Genomic DNA, 25,640 nt, shown 5'->3' with positions numbered 1-25,640 from the left:
GGCTAGCCTCTCAATCCAATAAACTAATTATCTCATATCTTAGGAGATGAGGTAATCGAAAAGAGGTTCATAGGGTTATCCAGTAAAAACCGGAAGGTTAAAACCCTAAATATAATATACAAGGATGACATTACGATGACTATAGGATATTTCAATACGGAAGTAAAAAAGTCGCATCATTTGAAAGTAGATCAAACACATACTTTATATATTGAAGAATGTGGAAATTTAGAAGGACAACCAGTTGTGTTCTTACATGGAGGACCTGGTGGAGCTGTTAGTGAACTTTCACGAAGATTCTTCGATCCAGAACATTATCGCATCATTCTTTTTGATCAAAGGGGTTGTGGCCAAAGTCTGCCATTTTTAAGTTTAGAAAATAATACCATTCTATTTAGTGTGGGCGATTTAGAAAAAATTCGTGCATATTTAAATATTGATTCTTGGTATGTATTTGGAGGAAGTTATGGTTCGACGTTGGCTTTAGCTTATGCGATTCATTACCCAGAGCGTGTGGATCACTTGATTTTAAGAGGGATTTTTCTAGGTAGACAAGCTGATATTGATTGGTTATTTCAGTTTGGTGCTAGCGAGTTTTATCCTAAAGAGTTCGGCGCTTTTAAACAGTATGTACCCGTTAATCAGCAACAAAATTTGGTGAGCGCTTATTATGCTTTAATGACTTCAGAGGATAAAGCTATTCGTGAAGGGGCTTGCAAAGCTTGGAGTGATTGGGAAGGCGCCTTGGTAAATATGGTAAAGACGACTGATACTAAAACGTCGATTGATAAATATGATTTATCGTTAGGTTTACTTGAAGCACATTATTTCGCTAATCAGATGTTCTGGAAGGAAGATAATTATTTATTGAGTCGTAGCCAACAATTGAAAGAAATCCCAATGGCTATTTTTCATGGGCGTTATGATGTGGATTGTCGGGTTAGCAGTGCATATGAGTTGAAAAAAGCCTGTCCACATGCGTCATTAAATATTATTGAGTTGGCTGCTCATTCTCCTAATGAAGGACCATTATTTGAAGCCTTAGTCCATTATATGGATCAATTACGGTCATAAGCAAGTGACTTTTATATAAGCATGACTTTTTGTTAAAAAAGTTGTCCTTTAAAATCAACTCAGATAAGATTCAGTTGGCTTTACTAAATTTTATTTTAGCTTGTATTGTTAAGACTATTATTTTATTTACAATTTTTATCATTATGTTGATTTCGACGAAATTCAATGTGCTAACTCAAAATCTGAGTCGACACCTTGGGTGGGTTAATGCGTCAACTCAATGTACCAATCGACACATTGGAAATAGATTGTTATATTTTTTGGTACATTTCCAGATTATTTTTAAAATTTGTCAAATAAATACCTTTACTTTTAACTAAAACTCAAAAATATTTTCGATATTTTTTCCAATGTGCTAACTCAAAATCTGAGTCGACACTTTGGGAAGGTTAATGTGTCAACTCAGTTTGACAGTCGACACATTAAACCCATAATGTTAGTTTTAATTGAATTACCTCATGTGGCTTACGGAAGGGGCATAGCAGTAAACCCTTAGTAATAGAATTAATTGTTCTGATTTTGAGAAAAGCGAATTATACAGAACCTAGCCGATCGAGTTGGAAAGATAAAAGCTTTATAAAATAACTTAGAACTTATAAATCCTTAGCATACAAGAATAAAAACCATTCACTTTAAGCCTGCACTTAAGTGAATGGTTTTAAATTTATACGTAACGATAGATGCTAATAAACATGAACAGGGCACCGCCGATAACGAATAAATGCCAAATTACATGCATCCATTTATTCGATTTCATACGATAAAAGATTGTGCCTAAAGAGTAAATAATCCCACCTAAAGCTAATAGGAATAAGCCATTAACTTCAATACTATGGTATAGAGGATAGATGATTACGACACCTAACCAGCCTAAGCCTAGATACATATAAGTACTTAGTTTAGGGAATTTATCCGTTGCAACTACTTCAAAGGCAATCCCGGCAATCGCTAGAATCCAAATTAAAGATAGTAGGCTGTAACCAAAGACACCACCAATCGAAATCATGAGATAGGGTGTGTATGTACCAGCAATTAAAAGATAAATTGAGGCATGGTCTAGTTTTTGGAAAATTGCTTTATATTTGCTAAAACTGAAACTGTGATATAAAGTTGAATTTAAGAAAAGGGTAAAAAGACTGGCACCATAAATTATATAGGCTGTAATGGCAATAGGAGATGAGACTTCAACGCCTTTCATAACTAGGAGAACGATTGCTACAAGACTGAGTGCAGCTGCTGCTCCATGGGTAATTGCATTGAATACCTCTGCAGTGACTTCTTGTTTTTTTGATAAATTATTCGTTTGCGTCATTGTATCATCCCTTTTTGTGTTGATACATTTATTGTACAACAATTATAAATAAATGACAGTAGTTTTAGTTTTCAATTGTGTAACTTGTTACCTAAATGTCTCTTTAAATTGATCGTTATATCTATTAAACAATGTTATAATAACAAAAGCAAATTCGCAGAAATGAGGATATTTGAATGACGGAATTGAGAAGTGAACAACCACAGAAACGATCGTTTGTTGTCGGATGCTTAAGTCATATAGTCTTTACTGTTTTTACGATTGGGTTACTTATAGGAGTGGGCTATTTGTGGTTTGATAACTATTTAGACCAATTTAAAACTGACATCCCAACGGGGAACGTTTCACAAGTTGAAACAAGTCAAATGCAGTCAATTCAGATCAGCCTTAATCGAGATTCAATGAATCAGCTACTTGAACAATTTTTAAATACGGAAGGTACCAGTGATTTTACTATTCAATGGGAAGCAGATTCATTAGTCGCTGCGACAACTGTGAATTACAATGGGCTAAATTTACCTGTGAAAATTGATGCTGATTTAGTCGTTAATGAGGAGGAATATTTTCAAATCGTAATTGAGTCTGTAAAGGTTGCTGAGATACCATTACCTTTGATGACTGCTTATGAAATTGTCGCTGGACAACTTGTTTTACCTAGTTGGTTAATTTATCATAATGACAAGGCGATGATTGATGTGGACTTGAATAAAATTCCGATTAATTTAACGGATGTCGTGTTAACTGCAGCACAAGCAAATTTAAGTGAAAACGAAATCTCGATTAATGTTCATTACGATTCTGAACAAATCAATCTATTTAGCAGCCTGCAATTTGAGTAATTATAAGAGGGGGAAGACCAATGAAACCGACCTTTTACGAATACATTCGTCGTTTTGTTGATTATGATGCTAATGATCCAATGAGTCGATTAGCAAATGCCGTACATAAAGACCAAGGATTTCCAAAACAAAGTAAAGATTTTGATGAATTGAGTACCTATTTAGAAAATAGTACAGATTATACAAAACTCTTGGTTATTTTTGATGATGCATGGCATAATTATACTTATGAATAATAATAAATAATATTTTGGAAGGAAGTAGATTTTAAATGAGTACACATATTAATGCAGAACAAGGTGCAATAGCAAAAACAGTATTATTCCCAGGAGATCCATTACGTGCGAAATATATTGCAGAAACATTCTTAGAAGATGTAACACAATACAACACTGTTCGTAACATGTTTGGTTATACTGGAACTTATAAAGGTGTTAGAGTTTCAGTTCAAGGGTCTGGTATGGGTATTCCATCAGCAATGATTTACGCTGAAGAATTATACCAATTCTATAATGTTGAAACGATTATTCGTATCGGGACTGCTGGCGCTCTTAAAGAAGATGTTAAAGTGCGTGATATTGTCTTTGGTTTAGGTGCGACAACAGATTCTAGCGTTTTAAGAAATATCTTTGCGGGAGAAGTTTCTTATTCTGCCATCGCAAGCTTTAATGTATTAGATACGGCTTACCATATTGCAGAAAAGCAAGATAAAGCTGCTATTCACGTAGGAAATATTCTTTCTTCTGACCGTTTCTATAATGAAGAAATGGATAAAATGAAATTAGCTCGTTATGGTATCTTAGCAGTTGAAATGGAAGCAGCGGGACTTTATTCAGTGGCTGCTAAACACAACCGTCAAGCCTTAGCTATGTGTACAATTAGCGACCACATTCTAACAGGTGAAGAGACAACAGCTGAAGAAAGACAAACAAGCTTCACAGATATGATGGTTGTAGCTTTAGAAACTGCCGTAGTATTAGACGCTCAAGCTAAATAACAATTGTTATTTATTCAGTAAGGAGATGTGCTTATGTTTAACATGAAAACTCAAAAGAGTCGAAAAAAGAAAATTTCGGCAACGATTGTCAGCTTTTTAACGTTGATGAGCGTATCGTCAGTGACTCGACCTGTTACTTATGCCCAATTTGATTGGTTATTTAGTGACGAGATTTTGATTTCTGAAGAAAATCAATTAACTGATGAAGATTTACAAGCTTTGAAAGAAGTTTACGATTCAATTCAAATCAATTACATTGAAGACGTCTCTAAAGCTGATTTGTTAACAGGTGCTCTAAAAGGTATGGTGGACGCAATTGGAGACCCTTATTCAGAATATTTAAACGCTGAAGAATCTACTTCTTTTGAAGAAGATTTCCAAGATTCATTCGAAGGTATTGGTGTTCAATTTATGATGGAAAATGGCCGCGTTACGGTTATTTCTCCAATTGATGGGACACCTGCCGGTGAAGCCGGCATTTTACCAAATGATATTATCCTTGAAGCAGATGGCGTTGAATTAACGGATATGAATACGAATGAAGTTGTCAATTTAATTCGAGGTCCTAAAGATTCAGAGGTCGTATTGTTAATACAAAGAAATAACTCTACGTTTGAAGTAACGTTAGTCCGTGCAACGATTCCTAATATCACAGTTACTGGTGAAATTGATGAAACTGAATCAACAGTTGGTCACATTAAAATTTCTCAATTTGCGGATAATACCTATAATGAATTAGTTGAGACAATCAGTGAATTACGCAAAGAGGGAGCAAAAAGTTTAATCATTGACTTACGTATGAACCCTGGTGGTTTACTGGACTCAGCTTTAGATATCGGTAACATGTTCCTAGAAGACGGGGATATGATTATGCAGATAAGCGAAAGAAATGCTGATGAAGCATCTAAATTCACTGCGAATGAACGTGCATTTGGTTCTTTCAAAATAACGGAACCTTATGTATTGTTAATAGATGAGGGTAGTGCCAGTGCGAGTGAAATTGTGGCAGCAGCAGTTCAAGAGAATACGGATGCTAAACTAATTGGTCAAACAAGCTTTGGTAAGGGAACTGTTCAGACAATCTTAAACCCAAGTGATTTAGGCGAATTAAAATTAACGTCGGCTAAATGGCTAACACCTTCTGGTAACTGGATTCATGATGTAGGAATTGAACCAGATATTACAGTTGAAAACTTGCCTGTTGCCTCTTCTTTATTAATGAACTCCAATGAAACTTTATCATTAGGGGTAAGTAATGAATTTGTTGAAAGTTTAGCTCTGATGTTAAACGCTTTAGGCTATGAAGTTAAATCTGAAAACTTTTTCGATGAAGAAATGGAAGCAGCAGTTAAAGAATTCCAAGCAGCCAATGATTTAGAAGTAGATGGTCAAGTGACAGGTGAGACAGCTCATGCGTTAAACCGTTTAGTTCGCGAATATCTAGCTGAAAACGACCCACAGTATCAAGAAGCGGTTAAATTATTAGTAGGCGCGACGAATGATTAGATTATTAAAGACATTAATTGTCGAAACAGTTAATGTGATTTTTGCAGTATTGGTTGCGGTTCTAATCTTTTTGGCTTTACGCCAATATATCGTACAACCTTTCCAGGTTGATGGCCATTCTATGGACGAGACGTTAGCTGATGGTGAACAGATGTTAATGTTTAAACAAACAAGCTTAGATCGTTTTGATATCGTTGTTTTTCCTGACCCTCGTGGTTCAGGCGACTCTTATGTCAAACGAATCATCGGCTTACCTGGAGATGAACTGTACTACGAGGACGATCAATTGATTTTAAATGGTATTGTTGTAGACGAACCTTACTTAGAGCCTTTAAAAAGCGAAAGTATTGAAAACTTTACCCAAGATTTTGACTTGTGGAGTGGTTTAGGCGTCACGACTGTCCCAGACGGATATTATTTCGTTTTAGGTGACAATCGACCTTACTCTGGAGATAGTCGCCAATTTGGATTTGTACCGATTGATTCAATCGTAGGCGAAGCAAATTTTATTTATTTTCCATTTAGTGAATTTGGATCATTACCAAATTATCAATTATTAGAAGATGGACAAGTAATTAGCGATTAATGGACATGTAATATAGAAATTCCTAGCTAGTTTTTAGCTAGGAATTTAGTGTTTTTTAAGCGAAGAAATATTTGGTATAATAAAAAAGCGAGTTTTAAGAACATATTGAAAGGAGTAATAGATTATGAATCATATCCAATGGTTTCCAGGACATATGGCGAAAGCCCGTCGTGAAGCAACCGAAAAATTAAATTTAGTGGACGTTGTCATTGAATTAGTAGATGCACGTATTCCAGAATCAAGTCGTAATCCAATGATTCAAGAGATTATTGGTCAAAAACCTAGTATTATTGTATTGAATAAAGCGGATATTGCGGATAATAAAGTAACGAATGCGTGGTTAGAATTTTACCGTTCTCAAGGTTTACCTGCTTTAGCAATTGATGCTCAACATCAAAAAGGCTTAAAGGCCCTAGAACAAGAATGCAAAAAAATTATGGCACCATATTTTGAAAAACAGAAAGCGAAGGGGGTTAAACCTCGTTCGATTCGCTTGATGATTTTAGGAATTCCAAACGTTGGGAAATCAACTTTAATTAATCGTTTCGTTGGTAAAAACCAAGCACAAACAGGTAATAAACCTGGTGTGACAAAAGCGCAACGTTGGTTAAAGATGGGGAAAGAATTTGAATTATTGGATACTCCAGGTATTCTATGGCCTAAATTTGAAGATCCTAAAGTAGGGCAAAATTTAGCAATTACAGGTGCTATCAAAGATTCTTTATTACATATGGACGATTTAGCTTTAGCTTTAATTGAAATTTTATTAGAACGTCACCCAGAAGTGTTGAAAAAGAATTTCCAATTAACTGCGGATCAATTAGAAACTTTAACAAAGGTAGAGATTCTTTTAGAAATTACTAAAAAAATGGGCTTGAAAGATGACTACGGAGAAGCAAGTCAAAGATTGATTATCCAATACCGTCAAAACAAACTTGGTAATATCAGTTTAGATCTCCCGATAGAAAGATTGGTTTAATGGATTTAGAAAATAAACTAACAGTTGCACAAATTAAAGAGATTGTTGATTTAATAAGTGATGAAAACGATCCGGTGTTGCATAAATTAGCAAAAGATGAACGAAAAAGCGTACAGAGGCTTATCCAAAATAAGGTCAAACTTATCGATAAAGCTAAACAGGCTGAAATTGAACATTTGAAAAGACTGACGTTTGAAACTACTTTGTGGAAAAATGGTTACGAATTTATTGCTGGAATCGATGAGGTTGGTAGAGGCCCTTTGGCTGGTCCTGTTGTGACTGCTGCGGTTATTTTACCTAGAGATTGTTCTCGTTTAGTCGGTGTGAATGATTCAAAACAACTTTCTTTGGAAAAGCGTAAAGTCTTTGATCAATTAATAAAAGAGGTTGCTTTGGAGTATTCAATTACAGTTATTGATAGTAACGAAATAGATCGCTTAAATATTTATGAAGCGACTCGTCTGTCAATGTTGAAGTCAGTAGAACAACTTAAGTTAGAACCTAACTATTTACTCTTGGATGCGATGCGTATCGATAGCGCGATTCCACAAGAAAGCCTTGTAAAAGGGGATCAACGTTCGCTGTCAATTGCTGCGGCAAGCATTATTGCGAAAGTTTATCGTGATGAAATGATGATTGCTTATAGCGAAATGTTCCCAGAATTTGGGTTTGAAAAGCATATGGGTTATGGTACAAAGCAACATTTAAATGCCTTAGCTTCCTATGGCTATACACCGATTCATCGGCAATCATTTTCTCCTGTAGCCAACACTCGTCAAGCCTATGAAAGTAGTGGGCAATAATTTAATAATTTTTACAAAAAGCAATTGGATGGATGCCAATTGTTTTTTTTTATCTTTTTTTAAATAAATAGTGATTTTTGCGATAAAAATTTGTATTTATATAAAAGGAGGAATTCATTTTATGAATTTTAAAGAGTTACTAATTTTATTACAGCTTCATCGTTGCTCATATCACTATCTTTTGGAAATATTTCGGTATATTGTAAACAACCAACTTAGTGAACAATGTTTTGATGGGGATTTGTTGAGAGAGGTGATTCATCGTGTAAATCTATCTTTGGATAATCGTCGTATTCAACAATTACCATTGGATCAAATCAACCTGAGTCGTTTAAACGAGGCTAAAAACCTTACAAATAGAGCGATAATGATTGGTGAGAGTATTTATCCATCAAATTGGTTACAATTGCCACAACCGCCTTTAATTATCTATTTCGAAGGTGATTTGGCCTTGCTAAAGAAACAATCTATTTCGATTATCGGAACACGCGATGTTTCACATTACGGGATAGATGTTATTAAGAAACTAGTTGCTTTGATGTGTGAGGAAGATTGGGTGTTAATCTCTGGATTAGCAAAAGGCGTTGATACAACGGTACATTTAGAGGCTTGTCGTTTGAAAAGAAAGGCGACAATCGGCATTCTAGCAAACGGTTTTAATTATTCTTATCCACTCCAGAATGCATCCCTACAAGCTCAAATGGGACATGAGCAGTTACTTTTAAGTGAGTATTTACCCAATCAGAAGGCTCAACGTCATCAATTTATCATGAGAAACCGTTTGGTTGCTGGTATTAGCCCAGTTACCATAGTGATTGAAGCAGCTAAAGACAGCGGAAGCTTAATCACTGCCAATTATGCCTTGCAATATAATCGTGAAGTATTTGTGTTACCAGGAAGAATTACAGATGATCAGGCTTATGGTTGTAATGCATTACTTAAAGTAGGTGCAAATCCTATACTATCAATTGAAAGTTGCGTAGCTGAAATTAAAGATTTATTAAGACAAATGAACAACAGTTGAAGAGGTTTATATATAGAAGAAAAAATCTAATATTTGACAGACGCAAAACTTTAGCATAAGATTGTTACGATTTTAATTTATGAAAAAATCTTTTAATTATACATAACATTGACTGAATAAAAAGGAGAAGATTGACAATATGACCTATAAATATCTAGTCATCGTCGAATCACCTACTAAAGCTAAAACAATTGATAAATATTTAGGCAGAAACTATAAAGTAGTTGCTAGTAAAGGACATTTAAGAGATTTACCTAAAAGTAAAATGGGCGTTGATATTGAAAATGATTTCGAGCCTCATTATATTAGCATTCGTGGGCGCGGCGATACCATAAAAGAATTAAGAAAATTAGCAAAGAAAGCAGAAAAAGTTTACCTCGCAGCCGATCCGGACCGCGAAGGGGAAGCAATTGCATGGCATCTAAGCTTCTTATTGAATTTAGATCCTGAAGCTGAAAATCGTGTTGTATTTAATGAGATTACGAAGGAATCTGTTAAAGAAGCGTTTAAGCATCCGCGTCAAATAGATAAAGATTTAGTTGATTCTCAACAAGCACGTCGTATTCTAGACCGTGTTGTCGGTTATTCAATTTCACCTTTATTATGGAAGAAAATTAAAAAAGGTCTAAGTGCGGGACGTGTTCAATCGACAACTCTGAAAATGATTATAGATCGTGAAAACGAAATTCGTAACTTTAAACCAGAAGAATATTGGACAATTCCATCGAAGTTTAAAAAAGGTCGTTCGACTTTTGAAGCGAATTTCTATGGAGTAGATGGCAAAAAAGTTGAGCTTAAAAATGAAGAGGATGTTAAGGCAGTTACTGAGCGTTTAGATCAATCTGCTAGCTTCAATATTGCTGATATTGAAGAGAAAGAAAGACGTCGTAAACCACTTGCACCCTTTACAACAAGTACACTTCAACAAGAAGCAGCTAACCGTTTAAATTTTAGAACCAGCAAAACAATGATGGTTGCCCAACAGTTGTATGAAGGGATTGCAATTGGACGTAATACAATTGGTTTGATTACATATATGCGTACCGATTCAACTCGTATTGCGCCTAGTGCTAAAAATGCTGCAGCTGATTTCATTGAAACAGAATACGGTAAACAATATCTTGGTGGCGGACGCAAGACGGGAAATACCGCTGGTGCCCAAGATGCTCATGAGGCGATTCGTCCGTCTAATGCTAGTATGACGCCAGAAAGCATCAAAGATTCACTTTCACGTGATCAATTCCGTCTATATTCATTAATTTGGGCTCGATTCATGGCCAGTCAAATGGCTGATGCGGTATTTGATACAATCCGTGCAGATATTGAGCAAAATGGTGTGACTTTTAGAGCGAATGGTTCTCGAATAAAATTTGATGGTTTCTTAAAAGTTTACCCATCGAATAGTTCAAAAGATAATTATTTACCTGCTCTTGAAATTGGCGATGAGGTAAATGCTACTGAAATAGAACCCACACAGCATTTTACCCAACCTCCAGCACGATACAATGAAGCCAGTTTAGTTAAAGTTTTAGAAGAAAAAGGCATCGGTCGTCCATCGACTTATTCGCCGACTATTGAAACATTACGTCGCCGTTATTATGTAAAAATGGTTGCGAAACGATTCGAACCGACTGATTTAGGTGAAATTGTTAACGATGTTATGGTTGAATTTTTCCCTCAAATTGTAAACTCTGAATTTACCGCTGGTATGGAAGAGAACCTTGATGATGTTGAAGAAGGTAAACGAGAATGGGTCAATGTATTAAATGAATTCTATGACGGTTTCGGTAAGGACTTAGACAAAGCGGAAAAAGACATGGAAAAAATTGAAATTAAAGATGAACCAGCTGGCTTTGATTGTCCAGATTGTGGTAATGCAATGGTCATTAAAATTGGCCGTTACGGTAAATTCTATGCATGTAGTAACTTCCCAGACTGTCGCCACACTGAAGCAATTGTTAACAAGATTGGTGTTAAATGTCCAACATGTCAGCAAGGTGATGTCATTGAACGCAAGTCTAAGAAAAATCGTATTTTTTATGGATGTAATCGATATCCTGAATGTGAGTTTGTATCATGGGATAAGCCAATTGAACGTAACTGTCCGAAATGTGAACATTTCTTAGTTGAAAAAGTTTCGCGTAAAGGCAAACAAGTCAAATGTAGCAACTGTGATTATGAAGAAGCACTTGGAAATTAATCAAAAGTTCATAAATATATGGTAAAATTAAGACCTCAGTACAATGTAACTGAGGTCTATTTTTGATATGATAGTCTAGCAACATATAGTTGCTGAAGTCATCTCAAGTTCTAGTGATTTTGCTTTATTATAGGAGGTTAAAATGAAGGAGAAAATTGACCTGTTCGTACTATATTTGCGAAACGAGCGAAGGTATTCTGAATTAACGATTCAAGCATACCAAAGAGATTTAAAAGAATTTGAAGACTTTTTATTGAAATCAGGAGGTCTACAATTCGACCAAATTGGCTATCAGGATGTGCGATTATTTGTTGCTTTTTTAACTGAAAGACAATTATCTCGTACAACGATTGCACGTAAGTTATCCAGTTTAAGATCTTTTTTTAAATATGCGCTACAAAGAAACTGGACAGCAGTTAATCCTTTAGAGCTTATTCAATATAAGTCGAAAAAACAGCGCTTACCTGAATTTTTCTATGAGAATGAAATAAACTCTATACTAGATGCAGCTGAACAAGATGAACATCCCTCAGCTTTGAGAAACATAGCGTTACTTGAATTACTTTATGCAACTGGTATGCGGGTAAGTGAATGTTGTGAATTAACGTTACAACAGATTGATTTCACTTTGCAGATTATTCGAGTAATCGGTAAGGGCAACAAGGAGCGAATTGTACCAGTTGGTGATCAAGCGATTCGAGCAATTCGTCAGTATCAAATGGAGTTAAGAGAAGAATTATTGAATAAAATACCAAAATCACCCTATAGTGATTACTTATTCCTTTCTGATAAAGGCAAACCATTAACAGCCGCTCAAGTTAGAACTATTTTGAATCGTTTAGTGGATAAACATGGCTTAAATTTGAGCATCCATCCACATAAATTAAGACATACTTTCGCCACACATTTGTTAAATAATGGTGCTGATATGCGAAGTGTTCAGGAATTGCTCGGACATGTCGATTTAAGTTCTACACAAATCTATACACATGTCACTAAAGATAAATTAAAAGAAACATACTTAAAGGTTCATCCAAGAGCCAAAAGACAAACAAATTTCAAGGAGGATTAATTAATGACAACAATATGTGCAGTAAAAAAAGGTAACCAATTAGCTATGGCTGGAGATGGCCAAGTAACGATGGGTGAAACAGTTATCATGAAAGGTACAGCACGTAAATTACGTCGTATCTATAACAACCAAGTTGTTGTTGGATTTGCTGGTGGAGTAGCCGATGCGGTTACTTTATCTGAAATGTTTGAAGCTAAACTAAAGGATCATCAAGGACAATTTACTCGCGCTGCGGTTGAAGTTGCGAAACAATGGCGTACAGACCGTAGTTTACAGAAGCTAGAGGCTTTATTAATTGTAATGAACAAAGATACAATTCTACTAATTAGCGGGACCGGTGAAGTCATTGAACCTGACGATGGTATCTTAACGATTGGTTCAGGTGGAAATTACGCATTGGCTGCTGCACGCGCTATGTTAAGAAACGCAGATGACTTATCAGCTAAAGAAATTGCCGAACAAGCGTTAAAAATCGCTAGTGAAATTGATGTTTATACGAATGATAATATTATAGTTGAAGAAATGTCGAATTAATTAAAAACGTTACGCAAGGAGATATAAAATGAATCAGAATAATTTAACACCACGCCATGTGGTATCAGAATTAGATAAGTATATTATTGGACAAGATGATGCGAAAAGAGCGGTAGCCATCGCATTACGAAATCGTTTAAGACGCTTACGTTTAGAAGATGATATGAAAAAAGAAGTTAAGCCTAAAAACTTATTAATGATTGGACCAACAGGTGTCGGTAAAACAGAAATCGCTCGCCGTCTAGCTGATATTGCTCAAGCACCATTCGTTAAAGTTGAAGCGACAAAATATACGGAAGTTGGTTATGTTGGCCGTGATGTTGAATCGATGGTACGTGACTTAGTGGAAGATAGTATTCGTTTGGTTAAGAAACACCAACATTTAGAAGTGCATGATGAAGCCGAAGCTAAAGCGATTGATCGTATTGCTAAAGCTTTAAGACCTGGTCAAAAGGTTAAGCAAGAAAAGCCAGCCGCAAATGCTGGAATGGGCAATATCATGGATATGTTCAAACAATTTAATCCTCAAGGACCAGAAGTAGAGGAAGAGGAAGAGATTGTGTCTGAAGATGTTGCAGCTTCAAGACGTCAAATTCGTCAGCAAATTCGTGATGGCTTATTGGACAACCATGAAGTAACCATCAAGATGGAAGAGAAAAAAGTTCAATTGAACAGTATGAATCCAGCAATGGAACAAATGATGGAGATGCAAGAAAGTTTAAGTGCTATGCGTCCTAAGAAAAAAATTGAAAGAACGATTACAGTGAAAGAGGCCTTAGAATTATTAACAGAAGAAGAGGCCGACCGTTTAGTTAATCAAGAAGATATTAATCAAAAGGCTCTACAATTAGCTGAAGAGAGTGGCATCATTTTTATTGATGAGATGGATAAGATTGCGACGAAAAACCAAAACGCTGGTGAAGTTAGTCGCCAAGGTGTACAAAGAGATATCTTACCAATTGTCGAAGGTAGTCAAATCCAAACAAAATATGGCGTGATTGCAACGGATCACATCTTATTTATTGGTAGTGGTGCTTTCCATATGGCTAAACCATCCGATTTAATCCCAGAATTACAAGGTCGTTTCCCAATTCGTGTTAATTTAAATGACTTAACCCAAGATGATTTTATCAGAATTTTGGTTGAACCTAAAAATGCACTTGTTAAGCAATATCAAGCATTATTAGCAACTGAAGGGGTTGAAGTTGAATTTACGGAGGAAGCAATTGCCAAAATGGCTGGATATGCGGTAAACTTAAACGAAACAACAGATAATATTGGGGCTCGACGTTTACATACTATTCTAGAAACATTGCTTGAAGAATTACTCTTCGAATCAGCAGAAATGCAGATGGGACATATTGATATTACCGAGAAATATGTTGAGCAGAAATTAGAGAAAATTGTTGAAAACGAAGATTTAAGCCACTATATTTTATAATATAGGAGTTGAAAAGAATGATCACTTTATCTAATGAAGCTTTAACAATTTCAATTAATGAGGTCGGTGCCGAATTAACATCCGTCATCGACAAACAAACAGGCTATGAATTTTTATGGCAAGGAGATCCAAAATATTGGGAACGTCAAGCACCTGTTTTATTCCCGAATATTGGTGTCTTTAAAGAAAATAGTTACCAATACGAAGGGAATACCTATCATTTAAACCGTCATGGTTTTGCCCGTGATATGGAGTTTGTGGCTCAAAATGTAACGAATAATTCAGCTAGTTTTTATATTAAAAGTAATGAAGATACTTTAAAGGTGTATCCTTTTGAATTTAGTTTCCAAATCACTTACATTTTATTTGATAATCGTATTACGGTAACGTATGAAATTTTAAATCCTAGTTCAAAAGAAAAAATCTATTATAATGTTGGAGGACACCCTGCATTCAATGTGAGTCATACAAGCAATAAGTCAGGTAAACCAGAATTTGATGAAGTATCCTTCCACTTTGAACCAAGTGGTCAATACCTAAATATCCCATTTTTCGAAGGTGGTCTAACTGATCGCAATAAAGCTAAATATACTTTAGTTGAGAATATACCTTTATTGCATCGTACCTTCAAAAAAGACGCGCTAGTATATCAAATTAGTGAACACACGGAAGTCATTCTAAATGATCCGAAGAATGAAGTTCAAGTAAGAATGAAACCAAATCGTATGAATTTCATGGGGATTTGGTCACCTTATCCAGCTAAAGCAAGTTTTGTGTGCCTAGAACCTTGGGCAGGCTTATCTGATGACGTAACAGCTACAGGTGACATCACAGAGAAATATGGTGTATTCGAATTGTCACCGAACGAAATTATGACCCACGATTATACAATGACTTTTAATAAAGGACCCGTTTCAAAATAATTTTAAACATATCATGTAGAGTGAGCAGGCATTTCGGTGCTTGCTTTTTTTTGCCATCATGGGTAGCAGAAAACTTTGGACGAGTCCGAGGGCTATTTAAATTTGTTTAGCTTTATTCTACTATTTATTTTGAGCCTTTTATTTGCGCCACTGCACGTTTAGCACAGCACAAAGCTTGATAATTAAACGCAAATCTTATAAAACATGATAAGAAAAAAAAGCCGGTAGATTCAGTTCCCAAGCAGTTGGGTAACATTGCATTAGACTGCCTTTTTTGTAAGGGTAGCGAACTATACTATGGCTCCTGAGATTATCATGACTTCTTTTGTGAGAAAAGTCGTCCTTTATGGTGTTCTTCGTCAAATATCAGTTGGCTTAATTAAACTGAATTAAAAGCACATAGCCAGGTCTATCATTTTATTTGAAAATATTATCATTATATTGATTCCTATGTATTCTAATGTGCTAACTCAAAGTTTGAGTCGACACGTTGGGTAGGTTAATGTGTCAACTCAGTTCGCCAGTCGACACGTTGGAAGCAATATGTGACTTTTAGTGGACTTTTCCAGCTAGTTTTTCAACTTTTATCCAATAAACACCCAATTTACTGGCTAGAAGCCATCAATATTTCTCATATTTTTTCCTAATGTGCTAACTCAAAGTTTGAGTCGACACATTGGGTAGGTTAATGTGCCAACTCAGTTCGCCAATCGATACGTTGGAAGCAATTTTTGACTTTTATTTGCGCGACTTCAAGTTGAGTGAAGCATACACTCCGATAAATCAACATAATACTTATAATCCCTTATATTATAAAAAAATCCTCCGAATCATCGGAGGATACATGTCAAATTTAATCTTTGTTTTTCGGTTTATTTAAACCAAAATTTAAGCGACGTTCTTCACCTTTTAATATACGTTCAATGTTCGAACGGTGACGATACATCATAAATAAAGCTATTAATAAAAAGCCAACGCCGTATATTTTTGAAGGTAGTGCAAAAAACAAATAAATTGCGATAATAGTGTAGCTTAACATTGCCGATAAACTAACCATACTAGTTACAAACACTAAACCCGCTAATAAAGCTACTTGGATTAAAGCTACTGGGAACCAAAAGCCTAGCATGACACCGATGGATGTTGCGACAACTTTACCACCTCTAAAGCTAGCCCAAAGTGGATATGCATGTCCTAAGACAGAAGCGATACCTGTTAGCATGATCGCCCAATCAATAGTAGGGAATAGATGTTTAGCTATTAAAATTGGAATCCAGCCTTTTAACACATCAACTGCAATCACTAAGATGGCTGCGATACCGCCAAAATTTCTTCCGACGTTAGTACCACCACTGTTACCACTACCTAATTCACGAACGTCTATTTTATGTACTAATTTTGAATACCAGACACCTGTTGGAATTGAACCAGCAAGATAGGCTAGAACAATCATTAAGATGGGTTTCCAAATTTGAATCGTTTGTTCCATTATTTACCTCCCTTTGACTTTTCTATTTTACCACGAAATATATCGATTACAATATTGATTTCATGTTTTGCATCATTTAGCAAACACGTGTTCTTATATGCAGGCTTTGTGCTATAATGGATAGTGGCCCTTTGGGGCGAGTGCTTTTTGGTGATTATTTTGGCTAGTGGAATTGCATTTGTCAATATAAATCTGATATGATAGCACAGTTGAAAGTTTGAGCACATTGAAGAGGTGAATAAATGACTCAAGAGAAAATATCATTAAATAATTATAACGATGATGCCATTCAGATTCTTGAAGGCTTAGATGCAGTTAGAAAGCGTCCTGGTATGTATATTGGATCAACTGATCAAAGAGGCTTGCATCATTTAATTTATGAAATTGTTGATAACTCTGTAGATGAAGCCTTATCGGGCTTTGCATCTGAGATAAAAGTAGAAATTTTAAAAGATGGCAGTATTCGCGTTACCGATAATGGTCGTGGTATGCCAACAGGTAAGCATGCTAGTGGTGTACCAAGTATTCAAGTTATCTTTACAGTCTTGCATGCTGGTGGGAAATTCGGCCAAGGCGGTTATAAATCAGCCGGAGGTCTTCACGGGGTAGGTGCCAGTGTTGTAAATGCTTTATCAAGCTGGTTAGTAGTTAAAGTTGTCCGTGATGGCTCTATTTACGAAATGCGTTTCGAAAATGGTGGTAATCCGGTCACAAAGTTAACAGAAGCGAAATATAAGAACAAAACGGCTCATGGTACAAGTGTACACTTTATGCCAGATGAAGCAATTTTCGGTAATGCAACGATTAATTACGATATTATTGCGGAACGTTTAAGAGAGTCAGCTTTCTTACTTAAAGGCTTAAACATCAAGATCATTGATGAAAGAGATGAAAATGAAAGTGAATTTCATTATGAGAATGGTTTAAAAGATTTTATCCAATATCTTAACGAAGAGAAAGATACGTTGGGAGATGTTGCTTATTTCTCAGGTGAAGTTGATGATTTCGAAATTGACTTTGCGTTACAGTACAATGACGGCTATTCTGAGACGATACTTTCATTTGCGAATAATGTACGAACTACCGGTGGTGGTTCTCATGAAGTCGGTATGAAAACTGCCATTACCAAAGCGTTTAATGAATACGGTCGTAAAGTTGGTTTATTAAAGGATAAAGACAAAAACCTTGAGGGTAGTGATGTACGTGAAGGAGCATCGATGGTTATTTCCGTGAGAATTCCTGAACAGTACTTACAGTTTGAAGGTCAAACGAAAAGTAAATTGGGGACGCCGAAAGCACGTACAATTGTAGATAATTTTGTTTTCGAGAATATGTCAGCTTATTTAAATGAAAATGGTAACTTTAGCCAAATGATTTTAAAAAAAGCTCTGAAAGCACGCGAAACCCGTGAAGCAGCCCGTAAAGCACGTGATGCATCACGTAGTGGCGCAAAACGTCAACAACAAGAGCGTTTAATTTCTGGAAAACTAACAAAAGCTCAATCAAAAGATTCAAGCAAGAATGAATTATATTTAGTCGAAGGTAACTCCGCTGGTGGTTCTGCCAAATTAGGTAGAGACCGTAAATATCAAGCGATTTTGCCCTTACGTGGTAAAGTAATTAATACTGAAAAAGCGTCAATGACTGATATTATGAAAAATGAAGAAATTAATACAATGATCTATACAATTGGTGGCGGTGTTGGTGCAGATTTCGATATTTCGAATATTAACTATGATAAAGTCATTATCATGACCGATGCGGATACCGATGGTGCCCATATCCAAGTTCTACTACTAACTTTTTTCTATCGTTACATGAAACCTTTACTGGAAGCAGGACGTGTCTACTTAGCGATGCCTCCTTTATTTAAAGTATCAAAAGGCAAAGGTGCTAAAGAAGTTGTGGAGTATGCTTGGACCGACGAAGAATTACAAAGTGTCATCGACAAAGTTGGAAAAGGTTATACCTTACAAAGATATAAAGGTCTTGGTGAGATGAATGCAGATCAATTGTGGGATACAACGATGAATCCTGAAACGCGGATACTAATCCGTGTGACGATTGATGATGCAACACAAGCAGAGCGTCGTTTAACAACCTTGATGGGGAACAAAGTTGAACCGCGTCGTAAATGGATTGAAAAGAATGTTCAGTTTACGATGGATACTGAAGACACTTTATTAAATGACAATACATCCTCTAAATCGAATGCTGAACTTTCCAATGAAACTGTTATTGAAGCTAATCCTAAAGCTGATATAAGTTCAGAAGATAGTTTCGATCAGGTAGATGATACAGGTCAATTTAGTCTATTTGATGAAGGAGATGAGTAAAGATGAATGATTTACAAGGAATTCAAGAATTAGAGTTCGCTGATGTCATCGGTGACCGTTTCGGTCGTTACTCTAAATATATTATTCAAGACCGTGCTTTGCCTGATATACGTGATGGTTTAAAACCTGTACAAAGACGTATTCTGTTCGCAATGTACAAGGAGAGAAATACTGCGGATAATCCTTACCGTAAATCAGCTAAAACAGTCGGTAATGTCATTGGTAATTATCATCCTCATGGTGATACATCAGTTTACGATGCAATGGTTCGTATGTCTCAAGATTGGAAATTACGTGAACCATTGATTGATATGCACGGTAACAACGGTAGTATGGATGGCGATATGGCTGCGGCGATGCGTTATACGGAAGCGCGTATGTCTAAATACGCAAATGAATTACTCCGTGATATTGATAATGAAACGGTCGACTATGCCTTAAACTTTGATGATACCTTAGAAGAACCCATTGTTTTACCTTCACGTGTTCCAAACTTGTTAATTAATGGATCAACTGGGATTTCGGCTGGTTATGCGACTGAGATTCCACCACATAATCTAGGTGAAGTAATTGATGCGATTATCTACATGCTTTCGCATAAAAAATATACTATTGATAATTTATTGAAATTTATTCAGGGGCCTGATTTCCCAACAGGGGGAATTATTCAAGGCTTTGACGGCATTCGAAAAGCTTATAGCAAAGGGCAAGGTAAAATCCTTGTTCGCTCTAAGACACATATCGAGCAACTAAAAGGTGGTAAGAGCCAGATTGTAGCGACAGAATTACCGTATGAAGTCAATAAAGCGAAGTTAATACAAAGAATCGATGATATTCGTATCCTTAAAAAGGTCGAAGGTATTGACGACGTACGTGACGAATCTGACCGAACTGGAGTACGTGTCGTTGTAGAATTGAAACGAGATGTAAATCCAGATAGTATTTTGAATTATTTACTTGTGAATACTGACTTACAAGTAAACTATCACTTAAATATGGTGGCCATTGATGATCATCATCCAAAAGTTGTGACGTTACCAAGAATCTTAGAAGCGTATATTCAGCATCAACAAGAAGTCATTACGCGTCGCACCAAATTTAATTTGGCTGCTGATCAAAAACGTCTACACATCGTAGATGGCTTGATTCGTGTGGTGTCAATTCTTGATGAAGTAATTGCAACAATTCGCGCTAGTGAAAATAAAGCGGACGCCAAGAAGAATTTAATAGCAGAATATGATTTCTCAGACGCTCAAGCAGAATCTATTGTAAATTTACAATTATATCGTTTAACGAATACCGATGTAGTGGCATTACAAAACGAGCGCTTAGAGTTAAATGAACGTATTCTAATGTATAAAAACATCTTAGGAAACAGTGAAACGTTAAATAAGGTATTAATTAATGAATTAAAAGATGTCAAAAAACGTCTCCAAACGCCGCGTAAAACATTAGTTGAAGCGGAAATTCAAGAAATTAGTATTGAAACAACTTTATTGATTCCTGAAGAAAAAGTCTATGTGTCGGTAACCAAAGAAGGTTACATGAAACGAACAAGCATCCGTTCTTTCTCTGCATCCGATGCTTTAGATTTAGGCAGTAGAGAGATGGATTATCCATTGTTTGTTCAAGAATTAAGTACGCATGATGCGATTATCATTGTGACAAATAAAGGGAATTATATCCATCTTCCAGTACACGAAATGCCAGATATTCGTTGGAAAGAAATGGGTATTCATTTATCTCAAAACTATCAATTAGTCAACGGTGAACAAATTATTAGTGTGTTTGCTTCAGTAAATGGTGGAATTGAAACTGGTGAGACTAAGACTGAAGACGAAGAAGATAACATTGTGCTTATTACGCGTAATGGTCGTATCAAACAAAGTAGTTTAGCTTTATTTACCACTTACCGTAGCTATAAATCAAGAACAGCTGTTGCGATGAACTTAAAAGAAGAAAACGATGAGTTAATCGCAGCCATTAGAGCTAAGCAAGGTGTTCGATACCAAGTACTCTTAATGACAGCTAAAAGTTATAGTCTGCGTTATGACCTTGAGGAAGTGTCACAAACTGGGCTTAAGACGCAAGGGGTTATTTCAATCAACCTTAAAGATGATGACTATGTTGCGGCTGGTTTGATTTTTGAACATTCAATTACACGTCCTCAGGCGCTTGTCCTGACTCAAAGAGGAAACCTGAAACGATTTGATATCGAAATTATTAATCAAGCAGCACGCGCAAGTCGTGGAATATACTTATTGAAAGAATTAAAGAACTTGCCACATCGTATCTTAACAGCAATCCCATTAACAGGAGGAAGTATTCCGGTTGTTGTGCATGGAGATACTGGCTATATTTATGACTTCAATACAAAAGATATTCCGTTGACGGAAAGATTAGCAAATGGGTCGGCAATCACAGAGTTAGACCAATTAGGTAAGGTTCTGAGTATGCATCCAGCACGTCTAAAAATGTTAGACGATAATTAAATAAGTTTGATAACTGTACCACAAACTATCTTGTTATAGTTAGTAGTGGTACAGTTTTTTTCTGTAATAAAACAGATTGAACATTATTCACATTTTAAGAATGATATTCGCATTAGCGATGAAAGCGCCTTTAAGAATTTGATGAGAATCCATGTTTATTCACTGTTTTTTTCATTTATGTGTTGCTTTGTTTGTGAAACGTGGTACAATAAGAGTGAAAAGTTGAACAAGTCGTTTGTCTAATTTTCAAGAAAAAGTATAACAAGGAGGATTTTTGATGAAACAGTGGCAAGGATTTAAAGGAACAAAGTGGCAAGACGAAGTAGATGTACGTGACTTTATACAAGCAAACTTCAAAGAGTATAGAGGCGGGGACGAATTCTTAGCTGGGCCGACAGAAGCAACAACTAAGTTGTGGGAAGAGGTCATGGATTTATCTAAACAAGAACGTGATAACGGTGGAGTTTTAGATATGGATAACAAGGTTGTTTCAACGATTACTTCTCATGATGCTGGTTATATTGACCAACCTTTAGAAAAAGTAGTTGGCTTGCAAACAGACAAGCCATTAAAACGTAGTTTCCAACCCTTCGGTGGTATTCGTGTATCTGAAAACTCATTAGAAGCTTATGGTTATGAAGTTGATCCAGAAAACCATAAGATTTTTACAGAATATCGTAAAACACATAACCAAGGCGTATTTGATGTCTACACGCCTGAAATGCGTGCTGCACGTAAATCTGGTGTTATTACTGGTCTACCTGATGCTTATGGTCGTGGACGTATTATCGGTGACTATCGTCGTGTGGCTTTGTATGGAGTAGATTACTTGATGGCCGATCGTCAAAAACAGTTTGATAATATTGGTTACGGTACGATGACAGATGATATTATTCAATTGCGTGAAGAAGTTAGCGAACAATATCGTGCATTAAAAGAGTTAAAAGAATTAGGAAAAATTTATGGCTTTGATATTTCTGTACCTGCATCAAATGCGCAAGAAGCCTTCCAATGGACTTACTTAGGTTATTTAGCAGCGATTAAACAACAAAATGGTGCTGCTATGTCTTTAGGTCGTGTATCATCATTCTTGGATGTCTATATCGAGCGTGATTTAGCGAACGGTACACTTACAGAAGAAACAGCTCAAGAATTAGTGGATCATTTCGTTATGAAATTACGTTTAGTAAAATTTGCGCGTACACCAGATTATAATGACCTGTTCTCTGGAGACCCAACTTGGGTAACAGAATCAATTGGTGGGATGAGTAATGATGGCCGTTCATTAGTAACGAAAAATTCATTCCGTTTCTTACATACGTTATCTAACTTAGGACCAGCACCAGAACCAAACTTAACAATTTTATGGTCAGCAAAATTACCAACTGGCTTCAAAAACTTTGCAGCGAAGATGTCAATTTTATCTTCAGCCATTCAATATGAAAACGATGATATGATGCGTCCTATTTATGGAGATGACTATGGTATTGCATGTTGTGTGTCTGCAATGGAGATTGGAAAACAAATGCAATTCTTTGGAGCACGCGCAAACGTTGCAAAAGCTCTATTATATGCAATCAACGGTGGTGTTGATGAGAAACTTAAAGACCAAATCGGACCTAAATTCCAAGCAATTACTTCAGAATACTTAGATTATGATGAAGTGATGGAGAAATTTGATGACATGTTAGAATGGTTAGCTGGATTATATGTTAACACATTAAATATCATTCATTATATGCATGATAAATACAGCTATGAAAGTATCGAAATGGCCTTACATGATGTCAAAATTAAACGAACAATGGCAACTGGTATTGCTGGCTTCTCTGTAGCGATTGATTCATTATCAGCGATTAAACATGCGAAAGTTAAGACTATTCGTGATGAAAACGGATTAGTTGTGGATTATGATATTGAAGGAGACTATCCTAAATATGGTAACAACGATGATCGCGCCGATCAAATTGGAGTTGATTTACTAAAATCATTTATGACAAAAGTTAAGAAACATCCAACATACCGTAACGCTATTCATACAACATCAATCCTAACCATTACATCTAACGTTGTTTATGGTAAGAAAACGGGTAACACACCTGATGGACGTCGCGCTGGTGAACCATTTGCACCAGGAGCTAACCCAATGCACGGTCGTGACACACACGGCGCTTTAGCAAGTTTAATGTCAGTGGCAAAAATGCCATACGAATACTCATTAGACGGAATTTCAAACACATTCTCAATTATTCCTAAAGCCTTAGGCAAAGAAGATGAAATTCAACAAGAAAACTTAGCAAGTATGCTAGATGGTTACGTAACACAAGGTGGACACCATTTAAACGTTAACGTATTTAACCGTGAAACTTTACTAGATGCGATGGAACATCCAGAAAATTATCCACAATTAACTATTCGTGTATCTGGTTACGCCGTTAACTTTATTAAATTAACACGCGAACAACAATTAGACGTTATTAATCGTACAATGCATAGTTCAATGTAGTACATATAAGACAAACGTAACCAAGTTACTGATATATTTAGTGACTTGGTTATCTAATTGAAAGGAGTCGTCATTATGACAGAAGTAGCTACGCCAATAATCGGATATGTTCACTCAACTGAAAGCTTTGGTTCGGTGGATGGACCAGGTATTCGTTTCATAACATTTATGCAAGGTTGTCGGATGCGTTGTGAATTCTGCCATAATCCTGACACTTGGAATATGAAGGGCGGGAACCCTTATACACCGCAAGAACTTTATGATGAAGCGATTCAATATCGACCTTTCTGGGGGAGTAAAGGTGGTGTCACAGTCAGTGGTGGTGAACCTTTATTGCAAATTGATTTTCTAATCGAATATTTCAAAATATGTAAAGAAAACGGGGTTCATACTACGATAGATACTTGCGGACAGCCTTTCACATTTAAAGAACCTTTTTTTGGAAGATTTCAAGAGTTGCTTAAATATACAGATCTATTTTTATTTGATATCAAGCATATTGATAGCGAAGGGCACCGTCGCTTAACAGGGCATCCTAACAATGGTATTCTAGATATGTCTCGTTATTTATCAGATATTAAACATCCAGTATGGATACGGCATGTGTTAGTTCCGGAAAGAACGGACTATGATGAATATCTACAACGCTTAGGTGATTATGTTGCGAGTCTAGATAATGTATTGAAATTTGAAATTCTACCTTATCATAAAATGGGCGTTTATAAATACGAAGCAATGGGCATTAAATACCGTCTTGAAGGTATCGAACCTCCCTCTGCAGAACGTGTTGAAAATGCTCGTCGTTTATTGAGAACAGATGAGTACAAAGATTATCTCAATTATTGATAAAATCCTGAAAAGCCTCAAGTTTACTTTTGAAGTAGATTTGAGGCTTTTTCCTTTTTATAATTCCTCTTTGGAAAAGCGAGCTACGGGAGGTAGTTCAAAAGGTATTCTGCGATGTCTTTAATCATTCACTTAATTTTTCCTAGATTTATTTATCTTGACGGAAAATTGTATTATGGCTAATATTTATTTACTGATATTCAAATACTATGAAGTGAGGTAAAGTAATGCCTAAACGCTTATTATACTTAGATGACTTACAAGTCGGTGATAACTTTATAAGCGGAGAGCATGTATTAGTTAAGGAAGAAATTATCTCTTTTGCAAATCAGTATGATCCACAATTGTTTCATACAGTTTAAGAAGCTGCTAAAGATACCTTTTTTAAAGGTTAAGCTGGTAGTGGATGGAATACTGCAGCCATCACAATGCGTTTAATTGTCGAGAGCGTTCCTTTTTCTGCTGGAATTATTGGAGCAGGAGTGGATGTAACTTGGCCAACCCCAACTAGACCTGGGGATATTCTTCATGTTGAAAGTAAAATTACTGATATTAAAATTTCTGAATCAAAGCCGTCACAAGGGATTGTTTTTACAGAGAGTAGAACCCTGAATCAAAAAGGGGAAGTGCGTCAAATAACGCGTACGAAATTATTAAATTTCTTTAAGGCATAGAATTTAT

At 36.0% G+C, this 25,640-nt stretch carries 22 protein-coding genes; 20 read left to right on the top strand and 2 right to left on the bottom strand.

All coding sequences use genetic code 11. The features are described 5' to 3' along the window. Positions 1 to 135 precede the first annotated feature (135 nt). The gene (gene pip, locus GF867_RS10005; RefSeq protein WP_153832967.1) at positions 136 to 1,074 is read left to right on the top strand and encodes a prolyl aminopeptidase; all 939 of its coding nucleotides are present in this window, start codon (positions 136 to 138) and stop codon (positions 1,072 to 1,074) included. A 664-nt stretch (positions 1,075 to 1,738) separates the two neighbouring features. Here the strand turns inward: pip and trhA are convergent. Beyond that, positions 1,739 to 2,386 (bottom strand): PAQR family membrane homeostasis protein TrhA, encoded by a 648-nt coding sequence (trhA, locus tag GF867_RS10000; RefSeq protein WP_153832966.1) that lies wholly within the window; start codon positions 2,384 to 2,386, stop codon positions 1,739 to 1,741. Between the two features lie 176 nt (positions 2,387 to 2,562). Here trhA and GF867_RS09995 point away from each other — a divergent pair, with 176 nt between their 5' ends. The 13 genes from GF867_RS09995 to GF867_RS09930 all read left to right on the top strand — a co-directional run bounded on the left by GF867_RS09995 (position 2,563) and on the right by GF867_RS09930 (position 15,290). Then, complete coding sequence (locus GF867_RS09995; RefSeq protein ID WP_153832965.1) at positions 2,563 to 3,225, top strand: DUF2140 family protein; 663 nt, start codon at positions 2,563 to 2,565, stop codon at positions 3,223 to 3,225. Between the two features lie 20 nt (positions 3,226 to 3,245). Continuing rightward, positions 3,246 to 3,461, top strand: a complete 216-nt coding sequence (locus tag GF867_RS09990) for a YozE family protein (protein WP_153832964.1) — start codon at positions 3,246 to 3,248, stop codon at positions 3,459 to 3,461. 35 nt (positions 3,462 to 3,496) lie between these two features. Then, complete coding sequence (deoD, locus tag GF867_RS09985; protein ID WP_153832963.1) at positions 3,497 to 4,222, top strand: purine-nucleoside phosphorylase; 726 nt, start codon at positions 3,497 to 3,499, stop codon at positions 4,220 to 4,222. Positions 4,223 to 4,255: 33 nt separating this feature from the next. Continuing rightward, entirely contained in the window at positions 4,256 to 5,728 is a 1,473-nt protein-coding gene (locus tag GF867_RS09980) for a S41 family peptidase (RefSeq protein WP_253940801.1), read from the top strand. Next, positions 5,721 to 6,314: a signal peptidase I gene (gene lepB / locus GF867_RS09975; protein WP_153832962.1), complete on the top strand. Its 594-nt coding sequence runs from the start codon at positions 5,721 to 5,723 to the stop codon at positions 6,312 to 6,314. The genes GF867_RS09980 and lepB overlap by 8 nt, the downstream gene beginning before the upstream one ends. Before the next feature lie 124 nt (positions 6,315 to 6,438). After that, complete coding sequence (ylqF, locus tag GF867_RS09970) at positions 6,439 to 7,293, top strand: ribosome biogenesis GTPase YlqF (RefSeq protein ID WP_153832961.1); 855 nt, start codon at positions 6,439 to 6,441, stop codon at positions 7,291 to 7,293. Then, positions 7,293 to 8,096, top strand: coding sequence for a ribonuclease HII (gene rnhB / locus GF867_RS09965; RefSeq protein ID WP_153832960.1), 804 nt, complete (start codon positions 7,293 to 7,295; stop codon positions 8,094 to 8,096). The genes ylqF and rnhB overlap by 1 nt, the downstream gene beginning before the upstream one ends. 121 nt (positions 8,097 to 8,217) lie before the next feature. Then, on the top strand, positions 8,218 to 9,120 hold the full coding sequence (dprA, locus tag GF867_RS09960) for a DNA-processing protein DprA (protein WP_153832959.1): 903 nt from the start codon (positions 8,218 to 8,220) through the stop codon (positions 9,118 to 9,120). A gap of 139 nt (positions 9,121 to 9,259) precedes the next feature. Further along, complete coding sequence (gene topA / locus GF867_RS09955) at positions 9,260 to 11,320, top strand: type I DNA topoisomerase (RefSeq protein ID WP_153832958.1); 2,061 nt, start codon at positions 9,260 to 9,262, stop codon at positions 11,318 to 11,320. A gap of 142 nt (positions 11,321 to 11,462) precedes the next feature. Beyond that, a complete protein-coding gene (gene xerC / locus GF867_RS09950) occupies positions 11,463 to 12,392 on the top strand; it encodes a tyrosine recombinase XerC (protein WP_153832957.1) in 930 nt (309 codons plus the stop codon). A gap of 3 nt (positions 12,393 to 12,395) precedes the next feature. After that, positions 12,396 to 12,926, top strand: a complete 531-nt coding sequence (hslV, locus tag GF867_RS09945) for an ATP-dependent protease subunit HslV (protein WP_153832956.1) — start codon at positions 12,396 to 12,398, stop codon at positions 12,924 to 12,926. Between the two features lie 28 nt (positions 12,927 to 12,954). Further along, positions 12,955 to 14,367: an ATP-dependent protease ATPase subunit HslU gene (gene hslU / locus GF867_RS09940; protein ID WP_153832955.1), complete on the top strand. Its 1,413-nt coding sequence runs from the start codon at positions 12,955 to 12,957 to the stop codon at positions 14,365 to 14,367. Positions 14,368 to 14,384: 17 nt separating this feature from the next. Then, positions 14,385 to 15,290, top strand: coding sequence for an aldose 1-epimerase family protein (locus tag GF867_RS09930; RefSeq protein ID WP_153832954.1), 906 nt, complete (start codon positions 14,385 to 14,387; stop codon positions 15,288 to 15,290). An 853-nt stretch (positions 15,291 to 16,143) separates the two neighbouring features. On the opposite strand, the gene plsY is transcribed toward GF867_RS09930, so the two are convergent. After that, on the bottom strand, positions 16,144 to 16,779 hold the full coding sequence (gene plsY / locus GF867_RS09925; RefSeq protein ID WP_153832953.1) for a glycerol-3-phosphate 1-O-acyltransferase PlsY: 636 nt from the start codon (positions 16,777 to 16,779) through the stop codon (positions 16,144 to 16,146). Between the two features lie 242 nt (positions 16,780 to 17,021). Here plsY and parE point away from each other — a divergent pair, with 242 nt between their 5' ends. The 6 genes from parE (at position 17,022) to GF867_RS13840 (ending at position 25,633) form a co-directional block, all read left to right on the top strand. Then, positions 17,022 to 19,115 (top strand): DNA topoisomerase IV subunit B, encoded by a 2,094-nt coding sequence (parE, locus tag GF867_RS09920; RefSeq protein ID WP_153832952.1) that lies wholly within the window; start codon positions 17,022 to 17,024, stop codon positions 19,113 to 19,115. A 2-nt stretch (positions 19,116 to 19,117) separates the two neighbouring features. Then, entirely contained in the window at positions 19,118 to 21,607 is a 2,490-nt protein-coding gene (gene parC / locus GF867_RS09915) for a DNA topoisomerase IV subunit A (protein WP_153832951.1), read from the top strand. A gap of 277 nt (positions 21,608 to 21,884) precedes the next feature. Then, entirely contained in the window at positions 21,885 to 24,113 is a 2,229-nt protein-coding gene (gene pflB, locus GF867_RS09910) for a formate C-acetyltransferase (protein ID WP_153832950.1), read from the top strand. A 75-nt stretch (positions 24,114 to 24,188) separates the two neighbouring features. Next, the gene (gene pflA, locus GF867_RS09905) at positions 24,189 to 24,959 is read left to right on the top strand and encodes a pyruvate formate-lyase-activating protein (protein WP_153832949.1); all 771 of its coding nucleotides are present in this window, start codon (positions 24,189 to 24,191) and stop codon (positions 24,957 to 24,959) included. Positions 24,960 to 25,186: 227 nt separating this feature from the next. Next, entirely contained in the window at positions 25,187 to 25,321 is a 135-nt protein-coding gene (locus GF867_RS14255) for a hotdog family protein (RefSeq protein ID WP_301538515.1), read from the top strand. 66 nt (positions 25,322 to 25,387) lie between these two features. Continuing rightward, positions 25,388 to 25,633, top strand: coding sequence for a hotdog family protein (locus GF867_RS13840; protein WP_216650289.1), 246 nt, complete (start codon positions 25,388 to 25,390; stop codon positions 25,631 to 25,633). Positions 25,634 to 25,640 lie beyond the last annotated feature (7 nt).

This window comes from Fundicoccus ignavus (genome assembly GCF_009659375.1).
Lineage (GTDB): Bacteria > Bacillota > Bacilli > Lactobacillales > Aerococcaceae > Fundicoccus > Fundicoccus ignavus.
This window is presented reverse-complemented; position numbering and strand designations above follow the sequence as displayed.

Coding starts and splice junctions, on each gene's coding strand:
- pip (WP_153832967.1), top strand. CDS start 136: ATGACTATAGGATATTTCAATACGGAAGTAAAAAAGTCGCATCATTTG.
- trhA (WP_153832966.1), bottom strand. CDS start 2,386: ATGACGCAAACGAATAATTTATCAAAAAAACAAGAAGTCACTGCAGAG.
- GF867_RS09995 (WP_153832965.1), top strand. CDS start 2,563: ATGACGGAATTGAGAAGTGAACAACCACAGAAACGATCGTTTGTTGTC.
- GF867_RS09990 (WP_153832964.1), top strand. CDS start 3,246: ATGAAACCGACCTTTTACGAATACATTCGTCGTTTTGTTGATTATGAT.
- deoD (WP_153832963.1), top strand. CDS start 3,497: ATGAGTACACATATTAATGCAGAACAAGGTGCAATAGCAAAAACAGTA.
- GF867_RS09980 (WP_253940801.1), top strand. CDS start 4,256: ATGTTTAACATGAAAACTCAAAAGAGTCGAAAAAAGAAAATTTCGGCA.
- lepB (WP_153832962.1), top strand. CDS start 5,721: ATGATTAGATTATTAAAGACATTAATTGTCGAAACAGTTAATGTGATT.
- ylqF (WP_153832961.1), top strand. CDS start 6,439: ATGAATCATATCCAATGGTTTCCAGGACATATGGCGAAAGCCCGTCGT.
- rnhB (WP_153832960.1), top strand. CDS start 7,293: ATGGATTTAGAAAATAAACTAACAGTTGCACAAATTAAAGAGATTGTT.
- dprA (WP_153832959.1), top strand. CDS start 8,218: ATGAATTTTAAAGAGTTACTAATTTTATTACAGCTTCATCGTTGCTCA.
- topA (WP_153832958.1), top strand. CDS start 9,260: ATGACCTATAAATATCTAGTCATCGTCGAATCACCTACTAAAGCTAAA.
- xerC (WP_153832957.1), top strand. CDS start 11,463: ATGAAGGAGAAAATTGACCTGTTCGTACTATATTTGCGAAACGAGCGA.
- hslV (WP_153832956.1), top strand. CDS start 12,396: ATGACAACAATATGTGCAGTAAAAAAAGGTAACCAATTAGCTATGGCT.
- hslU (WP_153832955.1), top strand. CDS start 12,955: ATGAATCAGAATAATTTAACACCACGCCATGTGGTATCAGAATTAGAT.
- GF867_RS09930 (WP_153832954.1), top strand. CDS start 14,385: ATGATCACTTTATCTAATGAAGCTTTAACAATTTCAATTAATGAGGTC.
- plsY (WP_153832953.1), bottom strand. CDS start 16,779: ATGGAACAAACGATTCAAATTTGGAAACCCATCTTAATGATTGTTCTA.
- parE (WP_153832952.1), top strand. CDS start 17,022: ATGACTCAAGAGAAAATATCATTAAATAATTATAACGATGATGCCATT.
- parC (WP_153832951.1), top strand. CDS start 19,118: ATGAATGATTTACAAGGAATTCAAGAATTAGAGTTCGCTGATGTCATC.
- pflB (WP_153832950.1), top strand. CDS start 21,885: ATGAAACAGTGGCAAGGATTTAAAGGAACAAAGTGGCAAGACGAAGTA.
- pflA (WP_153832949.1), top strand. CDS start 24,189: ATGACAGAAGTAGCTACGCCAATAATCGGATATGTTCACTCAACTGAA.
- GF867_RS14255 (WP_301538515.1), top strand. CDS start 25,187: ATGCCTAAACGCTTATTATACTTAGATGACTTACAAGTCGGTGATAAC.
- GF867_RS13840 (WP_216650289.1), top strand. CDS start 25,388: ATGCGTTTAATTGTCGAGAGCGTTCCTTTTTCTGCTGGAATTATTGGA.